Source organism: Chryseobacterium sp. NFX27, from assembly GCF_049887855.1.
Classification (GTDB): Bacteria; Bacteroidota; Bacteroidia; order Flavobacteriales; family Weeksellaceae; genus Chryseobacterium.
In genome coordinates this window covers 64,179-79,565 of sequence record NZ_JAGEKK010000011.1, presented here as the reverse complement: position 1 = coordinate 79,565, position 15,387 = coordinate 64,179, and the positions used below count along the sequence as shown (strand labels likewise).

Annotated in this window: 14 protein-coding genes; 5 read left to right on the top strand and 9 right to left on the bottom strand. The window is 39.6% G+C overall.

Annotated features, from left to right (window positions below):
- Positions 1–46: 46 nt before the first annotated feature.
- The 4 genes from metQ to J4Q03_RS13785 form a co-directional block, all read right to left on the bottom strand.
- Positions 47–865: a methionine ABC transporter substrate-binding lipoprotein MetQ gene (gene metQ, locus J4Q03_RS13800; protein WP_426048716.1), complete on the bottom strand. Its 819-nt coding sequence runs from the start codon at positions 863–865 to the stop codon at positions 47–49.
- A gap of 111 nt (positions 866–976) precedes the next feature.
- Positions 977–1,633, bottom strand: coding sequence for a methionine ABC transporter permease MetI (metI, locus tag J4Q03_RS13795; RefSeq protein WP_426048715.1), 657 nt, complete (start codon positions 1,631–1,633; stop codon positions 977–979).
- Positions 1,626–2,654 carry a methionine ABC transporter ATP-binding protein gene (locus tag J4Q03_RS13790; RefSeq protein WP_426048714.1) on the bottom strand — a complete coding sequence of 343 codons (1,029 nt, stop codon included), beginning with the start codon at positions 2,652–2,654 and terminating at the stop codon, positions 1,626–1,628. The genes metI and J4Q03_RS13790 overlap by 8 nt, the downstream gene beginning before the upstream one ends.
- 21 nt (positions 2,655–2,675) lie before the next feature.
- Positions 2,676–3,671, bottom strand: coding sequence for an EamA family transporter (locus J4Q03_RS13785; RefSeq protein WP_426048713.1), 996 nt, complete (start codon positions 3,669–3,671; stop codon positions 2,676–2,678).
- A 466-nt stretch (positions 3,672–4,137) separates the two neighbouring features.
- Here J4Q03_RS13785 and J4Q03_RS13780 point away from each other — a divergent pair, with 466 nt between their 5' ends.
- A complete protein-coding gene (locus J4Q03_RS13780; protein ID WP_426048712.1) occupies positions 4,138–6,261 on the top strand; it encodes a DNA topoisomerase 3 in 2,124 nt (707 codons plus the stop codon).
- A gap of 2 nt (positions 6,262–6,263) precedes the next feature.
- Here the strand turns inward: J4Q03_RS13780 and J4Q03_RS13775 are convergent, their stop codons facing one another.
- Entirely contained in the window at positions 6,264–6,686 is a 423-nt protein-coding gene (locus J4Q03_RS13775) for a hypothetical protein (protein ID WP_426048711.1), read from the bottom strand.
- Positions 6,687–7,039: 353 nt separating this feature from the next.
- On the opposite strand from J4Q03_RS13775, the gene J4Q03_RS13770 reads away from it, so the two are divergent.
- The 4 genes from J4Q03_RS13770 to J4Q03_RS13755 all read left to right on the top strand — a co-directional run bounded on the left by J4Q03_RS13770 (position 7,040) and on the right by J4Q03_RS13755 (position 10,771).
- Positions 7,040–7,462: a PaaI family thioesterase gene (locus tag J4Q03_RS13770; protein ID WP_034750279.1), complete on the top strand. Its 423-nt coding sequence runs from the start codon at positions 7,040–7,042 to the stop codon at positions 7,460–7,462.
- Positions 7,463–7,572: 110 nt separating this feature from the next.
- Positions 7,573–7,917 carry a phage holin family protein gene (locus J4Q03_RS13765; RefSeq protein WP_116011194.1) on the top strand — a complete coding sequence of 115 codons (345 nt, stop codon included), beginning with the start codon at positions 7,573–7,575 and terminating at the stop codon, positions 7,915–7,917.
- 241 nt (positions 7,918–8,158) lie between these two features.
- Positions 8,159–10,153: an alpha/beta fold hydrolase gene (locus tag J4Q03_RS13760; RefSeq protein WP_426048710.1), complete on the top strand. Its 1,995-nt coding sequence runs from the start codon at positions 8,159–8,161 to the stop codon at positions 10,151–10,153.
- Between the two features lie 126 nt (positions 10,154–10,279).
- The gene (locus J4Q03_RS13755; protein ID WP_426048709.1) at positions 10,280–10,771 is read left to right on the top strand and encodes a DNA-deoxyinosine glycosylase; all 492 of its coding nucleotides are present in this window, start codon (positions 10,280–10,282) and stop codon (positions 10,769–10,771) included.
- 294 nt (positions 10,772–11,065) lie between these two features.
- On the opposite strand, the gene J4Q03_RS13750 is transcribed toward J4Q03_RS13755, so the two are convergent.
- From J4Q03_RS13750 to J4Q03_RS13735, 4 genes are all read right to left on the bottom strand, one after another.
- Complete coding sequence (locus tag J4Q03_RS13750) at positions 11,066–12,100, bottom strand: phosphotransferase enzyme family protein (RefSeq protein ID WP_426048708.1); 1,035 nt, start codon at positions 12,098–12,100, stop codon at positions 11,066–11,068.
- Positions 12,091–12,996, bottom strand: a complete 906-nt coding sequence (locus J4Q03_RS13745; RefSeq protein WP_426048707.1) for a sugar phosphate nucleotidyltransferase — start codon at positions 12,994–12,996, stop codon at positions 12,091–12,093. Before J4Q03_RS13745 ends, J4Q03_RS13750 begins: the two co-directional genes overlap by 10 nt.
- Complete coding sequence (locus J4Q03_RS13740; protein ID WP_426048706.1) at positions 12,986–14,383, bottom strand: Gfo/Idh/MocA family protein; 1,398 nt, start codon at positions 14,381–14,383, stop codon at positions 12,986–12,988. The genes J4Q03_RS13745 and J4Q03_RS13740 overlap by 11 nt, the downstream gene beginning before the upstream one ends.
- Before the next feature lie 189 nt (positions 14,384–14,572).
- Positions 14,573–15,265: an AIM24 family protein gene (locus tag J4Q03_RS13735; RefSeq protein ID WP_426048705.1), complete on the bottom strand. Its 693-nt coding sequence runs from the start codon at positions 15,263–15,265 to the stop codon at positions 14,573–14,575.
- Positions 15,266–15,387 lie beyond the last annotated feature (122 nt).

Here is a 15,387-nt window from a genome sequence, read left to right as displayed (position 1 = left end):
CTCTAAAACTCTCCGACTCTCAAACCTCTATACCTGCAAAAGCATATTACTCATGATTTTCCCATCCCTTCACTGCCCCTCCTTTGAAGATTTCCTCAGCTTTTTTAGCCACTTCATCAGACTGGTAGGCTTTTACAAAGTTTTTGACTTTAGCGGAATTTTTATTGTCATGGGTCGCAACGATTACATTGACGTATGGTGAATCTTTATCCTCACTGAATACCCCCTGTTTAGCAGCATCCAAACCAGCCTGGGATGCAAAATTGTTATTGATAACAGCAATAACCACTTCTTTATCATCCAGTACTCTCGGAAGCTGTGGCGCTTCAATCTCAAGAATTCTCAGCTGTTTTGGATTTTCAGTAATATCTGTGACTTTGGGAAGAAGTCCGATTCCTTCTTTTAATTTTAAAAGCCCGTTTTTCTGAAGCAAAAGAAGTGAGCGTCCGCCGTTGGTCGGATCATTCGGAATGACGACGGTGCTTCCGTTCTGAAGTTGGCTGATTGTTCGGATTTTCTTAGAATAGGCTACAATAGGATAAACGAAAGTATTTCCTACCACAGCCAGTTTGTAGCCTCTCTGCTTCGACTGTTCGTTCAGGTAAGGAACATGCTGGAAAGCATTGGCTTCAATATCTCCGTTGTTCAAAGCCTCGTTTGGGACTACATAATCATTGAAAGGAATCAGCTCCACATCAAGATTGTATTTTTCTTTGGCTACTTTTTTAGCTGCTTCGGCAATTTCCAGTTCCGGACCGTAGGTAATTCCTACTACAATATGGTTCGGGTCATCTTTCTTTCCGGAACATGCATTGAATAGGAAAAGCCCAGCCATTAAAAGGGCTATTGTTTTTATCTTTTTCATTAGATTATTTATGATTAAAAGGTGGCTGAGACTCTCGAAACCACCTGTCGTTATTTTAATTGAATATTTGCTGGTAAAGAGAAATTCACCTTAATGCTTTCTCCCTTTTACTTACCTGTGATCAAACTTCTTTGCCAATCTGTCTCCTGCAAACTGTATGATAAATACCAGTGCCACCAACAGTACGAGTACCACATTCATAATCACCGCATCATACCCGATATACCCGTACTGATAACCAATCTGTCCTAATCCGCCGGCTCCCAGTGCTCCACCCATCGCAGAATAACCTACCAGAGTGATCAGGGTAATAGCGGCATTGTTGATCAGGGAAGGAAGCGCTTCCGGAAGCAGTACCTTCTGGATGATCTGTAAAGGAGATGCCCCTAACGCTCTTGCAGTTTCTATCAAGCCATGTGGAACCTCAAGAAGGCTGTTTTCCACCAGTCTGGCGATAAACGGAGCTGCTCCTACACTCAGTGGAACTAAGGCTGCATTCATTCCTATTGAAGTTCCTATGATCACTCTCGTAAAAGGGATCATCCAGACAATTAAAATAATAAAAGGAATAGACCGGAAAATATTAACCAGAATAGAGATGACTCTGTAATACACTGCATTTTCCAACAGCTGCCCTTTCCTAGTTAAAAATAATAGAATCCCGACCGGTAGACCTAAAACAAATCCAAAAAATCCTGAAACAAATGTCATATAAACCGTTTCCCAAAGTCCCTTTCCTAAAAGAGAGATTACCGCATCACTAAGCATATCCTTTTACTGTATTTTGAATTTTATTCTGGTTAAAATAGTAGATTGCTTTCTGGTTTTCCTCGGTTTCTCCCTGCAGTTGAAGCAGAAGTTTTCCGAAGTTTGAATTACCGAGATATTCTACATCAGCTTTCAGAAGCCGGTAAGGTATTTTATATTGGTCATAAAGCGTTGAAAGCAGTTTTTCAACACTGATATTTTCGTTGAGTTCTATTTCAACCAGCGGAAATAAACCGTCCTGTGGCTCTTTCTGCAGTTTTTTATTGAGTTCCTGAGGAATCGTCATGATATCTGAATTTATAAATTGTCGGATCACCGGATTTTCTTTATCCGAAATGATCTCGCTTAATGTTCCTTTTGCTAATAATTTTCCTTTGTCAATAACAGCCACATGATTGCAGACCGCCTTGATAACTTCCATTTCGTGGGTAATCAGCAGAATAGTGATGCCGAGCCTTTGGTTAATATCCCTTAAAAGCTGCAGAATAGACTGTGTAGTTGCGGGATCCAGCGCGCTCGTAGCTTCGTCACATAGAAGAAGATAGGGATCATTGGCTAATGCTCTTGCAATGGCTACCCTCTGTTTCTGTCCACCCGAAAGGCTCCTTGGATAATCATTGGCTTTTTCTTCCAGTCCAACGATCTTCAGCAGTTCATTTACTTTTCTGTTGATCTCATTCTTACTGACATGATCCAGTTCTAATGAAAGGGCTACATTATCAAAAACAGTTCTTGATGAAAGCAGGTTAAAATGCTGGAAGATCATCCCGATTTTTTTCCGCTCACCCGCAAGCTGTTTTGAGCTTAGCTTAGTAAAGTCTCTTCCATTGATGATAATCTGGCCTTCATCAGGTCTTTCCAGAAGATTCACGGTACGGATCAAAGTGCTTTTTCCAGCTCCGGAAAATCCGATGATTCCAACAATATCTCCCTTTTCTATGCTCAGGCTTACCTGATCCAGTGCTTTGAAGGACTGCTTCTTCTGATGAAATGTTTTTGAAATGTTTTTGATTTCTATCATTTTTAATGTATAGTTTTAATTTTAAATGGGCTGATACGGTCGTGCGGTCTTATTGAAAAAACGTTTCAGTCTTCTTATCTTCACTTTTGACCTTTTTGAAAGTCTGAAATACCTGGTGGCGTTGGTAAGAAGAACTCCCAGTAATATAACGGACAATCCGTACAGCTGGCTGCCGTTAATGGTCTGTCCGGCTACAATCCAACCTGCCAATACGGTAACAATAGGATTGATGTAAGTATGTGTACTCACCAAAGCTGCAGGTTTTACAGAAAGCAGCCATATATAAGATAAATAAGCGACAATCGATCCGAAGAATATCAGGAAAAGTACACCTGTCCATGCCGATACCGGAACATTGGAGAATGAAAAGCTGTGCCATTCTTTTCTGAATGCAGCAATAATAAAAGCGGCGACACCTGCTGTGATTAGCTGCTGGGCAATATTCATAAACGTTGAATGCGAGGACGGATTTTTCTTTGAATATAAAGATCCCAGAACCCATGCTACAGAACTTAATGCCAGCACAATGAAAGCGGTGATACGAAGGCGGCTGCCTGTCGCTGCATGGTGTGCACCGGAAACGCTTCCGTTCAGGAATAAGATCAAGCCTGCAAAACCTATGATCAGACCGATCGGGATAAATTTGTCTGAAAAATAATATTTCCAGTTCTTCCTGTCAATAGCAATAAACCAGAATGGCCCTGTAGCAATGGCAATCGCAGCTTCAGAAGCCGATACATATTGCTCACCCCAGGCTACAAGACCTGTTCCACCCGTAAGGATAAGTATTCCTGTGATGGCATTTTTCTTCCAGTTGATCAGAGAATTGGCTTTTTCACCCTTAGCCAGCAGCCAGCCGATCATCAAAAGTCCTGCTGCCAAAAAGCGGAATCCGGAAAGAATAAAAGGAGGAAACCCTTTCAGACCAAATGAAATGGCAAGAAATGTAATTCCCCAAATCACGTAAATATTGATAAATGCTACTGGTACCAGCCAGCTGTTTTTAGAAGTGCTCATCTCTATATTTTGTATAATGTGCATTAAAATAAAAAGGCCCTACAACGTGGTAAGGCCTTTAGAATATGGTAATTTAATTTAAGGTCAGCCACGGGATTTCTGATGCATAGGCATACAGTTGCACATCATCATAGTTTTGATGGTCTGTTTCTTTACTGACCGATGTTTAAATCCTTGTATCATTTTATTTCTTTTCCTGAATACGGTTGCAAATATAGAACATATATTTTTATTAGTCCACTAAAACAATAGACTTTTTGATATTTTTTATTTTTAAAACTTTTAATTAGTTGTTTTTCAGTGGATTATTTTGTTTTAATTTTTGTTAATATTTCTGTTCAGATTAATTTACGGACCTCTTTGTAACGCATGTGTCTGCAATTTATCAAACACCAACTCCCGAACTAAATTAGCAAAATCCAAAAAAAATCCCGACTTTTGTCCCCCTTCAATAATTCCGAAATTCATGAAACTTTGTATTGCCGAAAAGCCCAGTGTTGCCAGAGATATCGCCAAAGTATTAGGTGCTACAACGCCTAAACAGGGCTATATGGAAGGTAACGGATACTGTGTGACATGGACGTTCGGGCATCTTTGTACCCTAAAAGAACCTCATGATTACGGTCCCCAGTATAAATCCTGGAATTTGTTTTTGTTACCCATCATCCCCGCCAGTTTTGGAATCAAATTAATTCCCAATAAAGGGGTTGAAAACCAATTCAAGGTCATCGAAAGATTAGTGGAAGATTGTGATGAGGTCATTAACTGTGGTGATGCCGGACAGGAGGGCGAACTGATCCAGCGATGGGTTCTGCAGAAAGCAAAATGCAATAAACCCATTCAGCGTTTATGGATCTCGTCCCTTACTGAAGAAGCAATTAAAGAAGGTTTTGAAAATCTGAAACCTGCTGAAGACTATAAAAATCTGTATCTGGCAGGAAATGCAAGAGCGATTGGCGACTGGTTGCTGGGAATAAATGCAACAAGATTATTCACCAAGAAATTTGGCGGTAATAAAGCCGTTCTTTCCATCGGAAGGGTACAGACACCCACATTGGCGATGCTGGTGCAGCGTCAGAAAGAGATTGATGCATTCAATACCGAAGAATATTGGGAACTTAAAACCAAATACCGTGACGTAATTTTCAATGCAGCGATTGACCGTTTAAAAACCTTAGACCGTGCTGAAAAAGGGCTTGAATATCTTAAACTGAATCCTTTTGAGATCGTTTCTTTTGAGATAAAAGAAGGAAAAGAAAAAAATCTGAGACTTTTTGATTTAACAGGACTTCAGGTAGAAGCCAATAAAAAATATGGCTACTCTGCAGAAAATACCTTAAATTATATCCAAAGCCTGTACGAAAAAAAGCATGTCACTTATCCGCGTGTGGACACCACTTATCTATCCGAAAGTCTGTATCCGAAAATAGAGGGCATTCTTCGGAAAATGCATTTTTATCAGGATCTGATTTCCCCGCTATTAGAAGCACCCATTCCTAAGTCAAAAGCTGTTTTTGACGATACGAAAGTAACTGATCACCATGCGATTATCCCTACGGAGGTTCCGCCTTCCCAAAACCTGAGCAGGGAGGAAAAGCTGGTTTATGACCTGATTGCAAAACGTTTTATTTCTGTTTTTTATCCTGAATGTAAAATTTCCAATACACTGGTGGAAGGAAAAGTGGGAACTATTCCCTTCAAAACAAGCGGAAGACAGGTCCTGGAACCGGGGTGGAGAGCGGTATATGCCAAAGAGCCCAAAGAAGAATCTGCAGATAAAGAAAAAGAGAAGGAAGAAGAACAGACTATTCCTGAATTTACCGTTGGAGAAACCGGGCCGCACGACCCGATGATCCACCAGGGAAAAACAACACCACCCAAACCATACACCGAGGCAACTCTGCTGAGAGCGATGGAAACTGCCGGAAAACAAGTGGAGGATGAGGAATTACGTGAGCTTCTGAAGAATAACGGAATCGGAAGACCGTCTACCCGTGCCAATATCATTGAAACCCTTTTCAAAAGGAAATATATTGAAAAGAAAAGGAAAAATCTGATTGCTACCCAAACCGGAATTCAGTTAATTGATACCATTGAAGACGAACTGCTGAAAAGCCCCGAGCTAACCGGAGAATGGGAATCAAAACTCCGTAAAATTGAAAAAGGAGAATATGAAGCCAACCAGTTCAAAGAAGAACTGATTCAGATGGTAACGGAACTCACCGAAAAAGTGGTGTATGGAAAAGGAAAAGTAATTACACTGTACGAAGAAAAGGAAGAGGTTATAGAAAAGAAAAAACGCGAGCCTGCCGTAAAAAAAGAGCTTCAGTCCTGGGAAGAAACCCAATGTCCGAAATGTAAAGAACATCACCTGATCAAAGGGAAAGCAGCTGTAGGATGCTCTGATTTCAAGAACTGTGGTTTTAAAATTACTTTTGATATTTTCGGAAAAAAATTATCAGATAAACAGCTTCTAGATCTTGTTTTAAAAGGAAAAACTTCAAAGCTGAAAGGATTTACAACACATTCTGAAGCCTTAACAGAAGGCGTTTTAGCACTGGGAGAAGATTTCCAGGTACAGCTTTCGTAAATTTAACGGAATAGTTTATCGTACCATCCACTGATGTCTTTTTTGATGACCTCATGGTATTTGCATAAGATCTGCGCCAATTCCAGCTCTGATCTTTCGGATTTATAGGTGTTTAAAGTAAGGTAACCGAAAAAATTGCCATCCTGATCAACAATTGCCGGAGGATAAGACGCATAGCTGCTCCACGGAGAATAGGTGCTGTATGAGCTTCCGTAGTTTCCATAACCGTTCCAAATGGATTTTGAGCTGAGCACATTTCCGTAATCACCGAAAGAATTCCAGATAGAATCTTTATCAAATGTATCACAGTTTAAGCAGCCAAGATATTGATCCTGGTTGGAGCCGCCGTACAGATGCAGGGTCTGAGCCTGAAAAATACAGCAAACCAGCAGGCTTAAAAAGGTGAAGATCTTTGTTGTGATCATATGGATACTGTTTACTGCAAAGCTACTATTTTTTGTAAGTGTTTTTGGAAACCACCCCGTCAAAAATTCTTTGAATTTTCGCCACCCCTCCAGAGGATGGGAATAATTGTCCAATAAACAACAGGTGTCGTGAAAATCAAAGATTTCATAGAAACTTAAGTGTCCTTTTTATACGCAATATATTTAACTTAAAAATACTTAAGTGTTCAATAAGCTTTTGTGACTTTTGTGGTTGAAAAACTAACTGTATTATTTGAAATTCAGCGCTAAGAAGTAAACTTGTTTTGAATTTTCTGGTATTTCTGAAAAACATTTGTGTACTTTGTATTTAGATTCAGATTAAAATACTATTCATGACTCCAGAAAAAAAGAAACTCATCACAGACAGCTTCGGCCGCTCAGAAACATTGAAATTTTACAATGCCGAATTGCTGGAAGTAGATACTGATTTTGTCTCGATCAAAATTCCCAAAATGGAAATGATGACCCGTAAAGCCGGAATGTTCAATGGGGCTATGATCGCTTCTCTGGTGGACGTTTCTTCAGGATATGCCTCAGTAAGTCATTACAAAGATGATTGCTATGTAGTGACCGTTGAGTTGAAAGTCAACTACCTTCGTCCCGCATTGGGAGATGCCCTAATATCGAGGTCTTATGTTATAAAAGGTGGCGCAAAAATTATCGTGGTAAGAACTGAAATTTATGTTCTTGATGAAAGTACCGGTTCAGAAAGTCATGTAGCGACTTCATTGGTAACTATGATGAGGATCAAATAAATAGAACCGCAGCCAAAAATATTCGGTAAATACAGGGATTACCGGCTTTTTTTAAGAGTAATTGGAACAGGATTTGCAACGTAAATACCATAACATTAAAAAATAATAATATGAACTTAATTATCAGGCTGTTCATTACAGCGATCATTGCCTACCTTTTGACTAAGGTGCTTCCGGGTGTACATTTCGAAGGATTTTCTTCGGCCATTATTTTTGCCATCGTATTGGGAGTATTAAATATTTTTGTAAAACCTATTTTGGGCCTTTTTGGGCTGCCGCTTACAATTATTACTTTAGGATTGTTTGCATTAGTGATCAACGCGGTGATCATTTTGATTGCAGATTATTTTATAGACAGTATGGTGGTAGACGGCTTCTGGTGGGCATTAATCTTCAGTGTGCTGCTGTCCTTTGTGACTTCACTGGCCAATTCCATGTTTTCAGACGGAGATTAATTGATCCAATATAATACAATCATAGGTCTGCTGTTTCTACGGCAGACTTTTTTATTGCTTTAAACCGGGAAATATCATTTCAGAAATATTTGTACTGAATACAGGATAAATCAAAACTTTAATGTTAATTCTTTCGCTTCTTTTTATTTTAAATATTAACTTTGGCCATCTTTGAATTAATTAAAAGGGATTGATGAAATCAGAACGATTCTATAATTCCGTTAAAAATGTATATCAACATATGAAACTTAAGTACAGTCTGCTGGCTTTGGCAGCTCCGCTCTTAATGAATGCACAACAGTTAATGACACCTGAAATTCTTTGGACTTTGAAAAAAGTAGGAGTGCAGGCCGTTTCACCGGATCAGTCTTCACTGATCTATAAAGTGGGACAGGTAGATCTGAAAACAGAAAAAACAAAAAATGAGAATTATTTTCTCAATGTTCTCAATAACCAGTCTTCCAAAATAGATTTCGGTAAAAAAGCCCTTATTCAGTGGGATAAAAACGGGATTTATGCACAGGAAGGAGATAAGATTTTCCTTTCAAAAGACAACGGAAAATCCTGGACTGAATTTTACACCATCGGGGAAGCAGATAATATTGTGATCTCTCCGGACGGTAAAAAAATTGCATTCAGCAAACAGGTTCTCGTAGAAAAATTAATGGGGAAAGACAAATACAGCGATACTCCTAAAACGACAGCTCAGGTATATACAGACCTGAACCACAGACACTGGGATTATTTCAATGAAGGGAAATATAACCATGTATTTGTAGTGAATACCACGGATAAAGCAGAATCTGCAAAAGACCTGTTGGAAGGTAAAACATGGGATTCTCCTCAAAGACCTTTCGGAGGAACAGAAGATTTTATCTGGAGTCCGGATTCTTCACATCTTTTATATGTTACAAAACCTAAAAGCGGGAAGGAATACTCTACAAGCACCAACACAGATATTTTTGCCTACGATCTGGCTTCAGGGACAACAAAGAATTTAACAGAATCGAATCCAGGATATGATGTTAATCCAAAATTTAGTCCGGACGGGAAATCACTTGTTTGGCAAAGTATGGCCAGAGACGGGTATGAAGCCGACAAAAATGATGTGAAAATCATGGACTGGAAGTCCGGGAAAACAACGAATCTTACTGCTGGCTGGGATGAAAGTGTTTCAGGAGATGTATTCTGGAGCGGAGATTCAAAATCCATCTATTTTACGGCAGCATTCAGAGGAACAAAACAGCTTTTTTCTTTAGATCCTAAGGCTGCAAAAGTACAGCAGATCACAAAAGGTGATTTTGATGTGAATGAGATTTTCACTGACAATAAATCCTCACTTTTAGTAGGAAAAACAGATATAAACCATGCAACGGAATTATTTTCTGTCAACCTGAAAAACGGTGAAATGAAGCAGGTGACCGAAGTCAATAAAGATGCTTACGCCAAGCTGGCTCAGGGGAAATCTGAGCTGAAGATGGTGAAAACATCGGACGGAAAAGAAATGGGGGTATGGTTCCATTATCCACCGAACTTTGATCCAAGTAAAAAATATCCTACACTGGTCTATTGCCAGGGAGGCCCACAATCTGCACTTACACAGTATTTCAGCACAAGATGGAATTTCTCTTTAATGGCAGCTAACGGATATATCATTGTTGCTCCCAACAGAAGAGGAATGCCGGGATGGGGAACAAAATGGAACGAAGAAATTTCTAAAGACTGGGGTGGACAGCCGATGAGAGATTACCTGGCAGCAACAGATTTCGCAAAAACTTTACCTTACGTAGACGGTGAAAGAGTAGCCGCAGTAGGAGCAAGTTATGGAGGATACAGTGTATTCATGTTAGCAGGGATCCACGAAAACAGATTCAAAACATTCATTGCACATGATGGCTTGTTCGACATGAAATCATGGTACCTTACTACAGAAGAGCTTTGGTTTGCGAACTGGGACCTTGGTTCTCCATGGGAAAAACCGCTTCCGAAGGCATATACAGAATTCAATCCAAGCAATTTCGTTGAAAAATGGAACAAACCTATCATGATTGTTCAGGGAGGAATCGATTTCCGTGTACCTTACGAGCAGGGACAGGAGGCTTTCCAGGCAGCGAAGTTAAGAGGACTGAAATCTAAATTAGTTTATTTCCCGAACGAAAACCACTGGGTACTTCATCCTCAAAACGGATTGGTATGGCAGAGAGAATTCTTCGACTGGCTAAAGGAAACTTTGTAATTAAAAATGTAAATAAGTATAAGGAAATATTAATTTCCAAATTTTCAAAAATCAATAGGAGCGGGCTTTAGCCCGCTTTTTGTTTTCAAATTTGAAAGGCTTTAGCCAAATTTTATATATTTGAATATGCAAAACAGAATTTCCTCGTTTCCGCCAATAATCGATGATCAGTCTGAAATTTTAATTTTAGGTTCAATTCCCGGAGTAAAATCTTTGGAAAAACAGCAGTATTATGCACATCCTCAAAATAAATTCTGGACTATTATTTTTGAACTGTTCAATGAGAAATTTACTGAAGATTATGCTGAACGGATAAATATTTTAAAGAAACATCACATAGCTGTCTGGGACGTTATCGATTCCTGCGAAAGAAAAGGAAGCCTGGATTCGGAGATCAGAAATGAAGAAGCCAACCGGATTGATGAGCTTCTAGAGGAGCATCCCAATATCAAAGCTATTTTTTGCAACGGAGGAAAATCATACAAAAACCTGCAGAAAATTTTAGGAAAGAACTTTAGATTACCCATTTTTCAGCTTCCTTCCACAAGCCCTCTTCATACCGTATCTTTTGAAAAGAAACTGGAAGAATGGAAAAAGATTTTGGAGTTCCTGATTTAAATTTTTAACCACAAAAAAGGCACAGAATATTATGTGTTTCTTAAAAATTTTAGATCAGTTAATTAGATCAGTTAAAAGGTGAAAATTAGAGATTTTCAAAAGCTTAAGTTTCGGCGCGGCGAGCGTAGCTCCCCGCGCCGAAACTTTCCCCTGTCATTGCGAGCGAAGCGAAGCAATCTCAGTTTAAAAACAGTTACTATTACGGATAGAGACTATAAAAATTTTCCTATGAGATTGCTTCGCTTCGCTCGCAATGACAGCATTGTGTAGCAATTCGTGAGATCAGTGGGGAAGCTAATCAATACGCAGGTATTTTCTCAGACCTTTCAGCAACTCCAGCTGATTTCTTGTCCTGTCCAGATTGTGTTCAGTATATCTTGTTGAATAATATTTATTTCCGGTCAGATAATCGGTGAGAAAACGGATTGCCTGAATATAAATGACAGTCTGCGCTGCATAGTCAAGGTTTTCAAGCTCTTCAAAAGTCAGTTTATCTTTTAAATATAACAGAAATCCATCTTTTACGGTTCTGTAAATATGGGGATTAAAATTATGATCCGCATATCCATTATCCTCATCCAAAGTATTGGTATAAGATCTCGCCATATCACCGAAATCGTACAGAATTGTAGATACCGTTACCGTATCCAGGTCAATAACAGCCAGGGGCCTCGAATTCTCATCAAAAAGAATATTTCTTACATTGGGATCCCCATGTATAATTCTTTTGGGCAACAGGCCGTTTTTTTCCATTTCTATCCATTTTTGAGGAAGAAAAAGCAGTCCGTTCATTGTTTCGATTTCCGGTCCGGCATCCTTCAGCAGATCTTCATTCGCATATCGTAAAGATGACTGGTAATCCAGGATCCTTTTTTCAAAATTAATGAAATCAGGAATTGGGGACTGAATGTCCGGAAGATGTTCAGGATTTACCGTATTTAAAAAGCATCCCACAGCCTTTGCTGATTCATAGGCGGTTTTTATGTCCGGAATCTTAAAGAAAGTTCTTGTATCTTCAATAAAGCTAAGCATTCTCCACGATTCCCCGTGTTCATCTTTCAGAATATAGTGACCCGATAAAGATTCTTTCGGTTTTACAAGCTGCAGCGGATAGTTTCCGTTTTCCAGCATTCTGTTGATCAGGATATGATTCCGGGTAATGACTTCCGGAAACTGAAAAACCTGGGTGTTGAATTTTTGAAGGATAAATTTTTCCTCAGAATCAGGGTCTTCCACTAAATAGGTCGTATTGATCAGCCCATTAGCGATAGGAGTGACCGTACAGTCTTCAGTTCCGGTATATCCGGCCACAATTTGTTTTAATTCCATAAATCTTCAGGATATCTGTTTTTTTTGATCTCTGATGTCAGAAAATCTTTAATACTGCTTTTATCATCTGCATAGGTAACACCCATCCATTGCGAAGGAGAAGCTTTTACCAATACCTTTGCCTTTTTCTCATCAATCATTCTCTGTACGGCTGAAGGAATATAAAATTCCTCTGATAATTCCGGGTCCGACTTTATAAAATCATTAAAATAAGTTTCAAGAGCATTAAAAATATTCGGATGAAAAATAAAAAAATTCATAGATATAAGTGCATCGGGATCTATTTCCGTATCCTTTCCTTTTTCAGTATACATAATCAGATTTCCTTCCTTTCGGATAGAAGTCTGTTCTTCTATTTTTACGAGATAATTTTCAGCATCTAAAGTACATATTCCCCGGGCTACATTTCCATTTCCACTCAAAGTAGTGCCCACTGGGTAGGCAGCCATTCCGAACTGCGCTCCTGAAATATGCATATCAATTTCTTCAGCTGCCAGCTGATAGGCTTCTTTTCCATAAAAATCATCGGCATTGATCATAACAAAAGGTTCCTGCACAACATTTTTTGCACAGAGAACAGCATGGCCGGTTCCCCATGGTTTCTCCCGCTGTGAGAAATCAAAATCCGGTGGCAGGAAATTTTCTTTTTCCTGATACACCCAGTGAAGCTCAAAATCTGCTTTTCCGGATATGATATTCAATCGGTCAATATAGCTTTGAGGAATTAGCCTGTTCACTACCACCACCATTTTGCTGAAACCTGCTTCCAATGCGTCATATAGGGAATATTCCATGATTGGTGAGCCGTTATCCAATATTCCGTCTATCTGTTTCAGGCCTTTATAACGGCTTCCCAGGCCGCCTGCCAATATGAGTAATGTTTTTTTAGAATTCATCGGTCATTCCAAATACAGGTTTACGGGTTTTCCATTTTCCGTTGGTGAAATCCGGAATATCAACAGCCTGGCCTCCTTTAGCAATAGATTCCTCGCTGAGTGGTGTAATAGAATACCATAGAGCAAGATCATATACATCCATCGGGAATTCTATATTTCGTTTGATACATTCGATGAAGGTATTCATAACGAAGAAATCCATTCCGCCGTGTCCTGCACCTGCAGCCGTACTTTCAAATTTTTTCCACATAGGATGATCAAATTCTTTCATCCATTTTTCTGTATTCTCCCATCGGTGGCTGTGATTCATTGTTTTTTCAAAATAAATATGCCCCTGGTTGAAATCTCCCCAGCCGAAATCCTGCCACAGACCTTCCGTTCCCTGTACCCTGAACCCAAGATCATAAGGTCTCTGCAAACTTGTATCATGGGTTAAAAGGATGGTCTCACCGTTGGCACAGGCAATCTGTGTGGTGACAATATCACCCTGATTGAATTTTGCTTTGGTATTCGGATGATTTTCACCGCCCTTAGGATGTTCCACGATATATTTGTGCAGTCCAACAGACTTTGAAGAGAATGATGAAAGCCTCGTCAGGCGGTTCCCACGGTTAATATCCATCATCACTGCCACAGGGCCCAATCCGTGTGTTGGATAAAGCTCTCCGTTGCGTTTTACATAATGCTCCGTTCTCCAGTGGGCCTCGCTGAACCCTTTCTCTCCGAATTCAGCACCGGAATTGTAAGGCGTAACTCCGTCATTGAAAAGGACTCCTCTTAAATCATGCTGATAGCCGCCTCTTCCATGAACCAGCTCTCCGAACATCCCCTTACGGACCATATTCAGAACAGCCATGATATCTCTTCGGTAACAAACATTCTCCATCATAAAAATAGGAACCTTCGTTTCTTCATATACCTTAACAAACTCCCAACAATCCTGAAGCTTTATTGCCCCGGAAACCTCCATTCCTACAATCTTTCTGGCTCTCATCGCTTCCGTTCCCTGTGGAAGATGCCATTCCCATGGAGTAGCAATGACAACAGCATCAATGGTTTTTAATTTTAAAAGATTCCGGTAATCATATTCACCGTTTGAAAATTCCTGGGCGGCAGATTTATTATTGTCTTTCAGTATTTTCTGAGAAGCAAGAAGCATTCGCTTATCAGGATCTGCAAAAGCTACAATTTCTACGTCATTACGTTTTGCCAGCAGCTTTACATGCTCTTGTCCGCGGAGACCTACACCGATAAAACCGACACGGATTTTTTTATCTGATTTAAAATCATTGGAATAGGCAAATAAAGAATTAGGTAAAACCAATGCTCCAAAGCTTGCCAGGGCAGCGGTTTTAATAAAATTTCTGCGTGAAGAGGTGGTGTCCATTAAAAATTTTTTTATTAAATATATTAAAAAGTTGCGAGGTGGCGGGCATGGGATTCAGGTTTGGGGGTTGGAGTAGGAGAGTTTTAGCGTTTGGAGATGTGATTTCGGGGTTCAGTCTTAACGGTAAATAAAAAATGGCTGCCTCCGGATAGGAAGAGCAGCCGTTTTACAATCATCTGTTTCTATATATTATTTTTCTGTGAAATATACTTCTTCGTATGGCTGGATCAGTACCCATCCGTTTCCGGAAAACTTCATCTGGAATTCTTCACCGCTTCCTCTTCCGATAAGGCTTTTAAAAGAAACATTGGTTTTCAGATCAGGGCTTAAATTACCGGACCATGCTACTGTCGCATTAGGATCTGTGAAAACAGGATTGTCCGGGGTTACCATAAGAGTTAATGGTTCACCATGAGTCGTTATGGCAATATGCCCGGTTCCGGAAAGTTTTACCTGGAAAAGGCCGCCGGCCATCATTCCGGCAACACTTTTAAGCATCGTGATGTCGCTTTTTACAGTCTGTTCGTGAGCGAGAACATCATTTCCATTCACACATACCGATTCATTATCCAGATAAAGGATACGCACTTTCTTTCCGGCATCTGCCACATACAGTTTGCCGTTTCCTTCGGCTTTCATCAGTTTGGTTCCTTCACCGCTGATCGCTTTCTTTAAAAGATTACCAATACCTCCTGCCAGCATTCCCTGTCTTTCGAAGTTGATGCCTCCTACATAGCCTACCATACTTCCTCTTTTGGTCCAAACCGCCTGATTGTTGAGGTTAATTTCCAGCATATGGGGCGTTTCAAGCTCAAAATAATCTCTCTGTTGTGGATTTTCTTTAGTTTCGTTGACGAAAGCTTCCAATGAATATTTGCTCATAGTGTAATTTTTTTTAAATATTTCCAAAAATAATCTTTTTTTCCTTCATAGATCACCGTAAAATCACGGTTTTATATTTGATTTTAAATAATACTTGACAAAGGGGTATTGAATGTCGTATA

What these genes read in the sequence shown, in the direction of transcription:
- J4Q03_RS13775 (WP_426048711.1), bottom strand. Translation starts at nt 6,686, where the DNA reads ATGATCACAACAAAGATCTTCACCTTTTTAAGCCTGCTGGTTTGCTGT.
- J4Q03_RS13735 (WP_426048705.1), bottom strand. Translation starts at nt 15,265, where the DNA reads ATGAGCAAATATTCATTGGAAGCTTTCGTCAACGAAACTAAAGAAAAT.
- J4Q03_RS13740 (WP_426048706.1), bottom strand. Translation starts at nt 14,383, where the DNA reads ATGGACACCACCTCTTCACGCAGAAATTTTATTAAAACCGCTGCCCTG.
- metI (WP_426048715.1), bottom strand. Translation starts at nt 1,633, where the DNA reads ATGCTTAGTGATGCGGTAATCTCTCTTTTAGGAAAGGGACTTTGGGAA.
- J4Q03_RS13755 (WP_426048709.1), top strand. Translation starts at nt 10,280, where the DNA reads ATGCAAAACAGAATTTCCTCGTTTCCGCCAATAATCGATGATCAGTCT.
- metQ (WP_426048716.1), bottom strand. Translation starts at nt 865, where the DNA reads ATGAAAAAGATAAAAACAATAGCCCTTTTAATGGCTGGGCTTTTCCTA.
- J4Q03_RS13770 (WP_034750279.1), top strand. Translation starts at nt 7,040, where the DNA reads ATGACTCCAGAAAAAAAGAAACTCATCACAGACAGCTTCGGCCGCTCA.
- J4Q03_RS13780 (WP_426048712.1), top strand. Translation starts at nt 4,138, where the DNA reads ATGAAACTTTGTATTGCCGAAAAGCCCAGTGTTGCCAGAGATATCGCC.
- J4Q03_RS13785 (WP_426048713.1), bottom strand. Translation starts at nt 3,671, where the DNA reads ATGAGCACTTCTAAAAACAGCTGGCTGGTACCAGTAGCATTTATCAAT.
- J4Q03_RS13790 (WP_426048714.1), bottom strand. Translation starts at nt 2,654, where the DNA reads ATGATAGAAATCAAAAACATTTCAAAAACATTTCATCAGAAGAAGCAG.
- J4Q03_RS13765 (WP_116011194.1), top strand. Translation starts at nt 7,573, where the DNA reads ATGAACTTAATTATCAGGCTGTTCATTACAGCGATCATTGCCTACCTT.
- J4Q03_RS13745 (WP_426048707.1), bottom strand. Translation starts at nt 12,996, where the DNA reads ATGAATTCTAAAAAAACATTACTCATATTGGCAGGCGGCCTGGGAAGC.
- J4Q03_RS13760 (WP_426048710.1), top strand. Translation starts at nt 8,159, where the DNA reads ATGAAACTTAAGTACAGTCTGCTGGCTTTGGCAGCTCCGCTCTTAATG.
- J4Q03_RS13750 (WP_426048708.1), bottom strand. Translation starts at nt 12,100, where the DNA reads ATGGAATTAAAACAAATTGTGGCCGGATATACCGGAACTGAAGACTGT.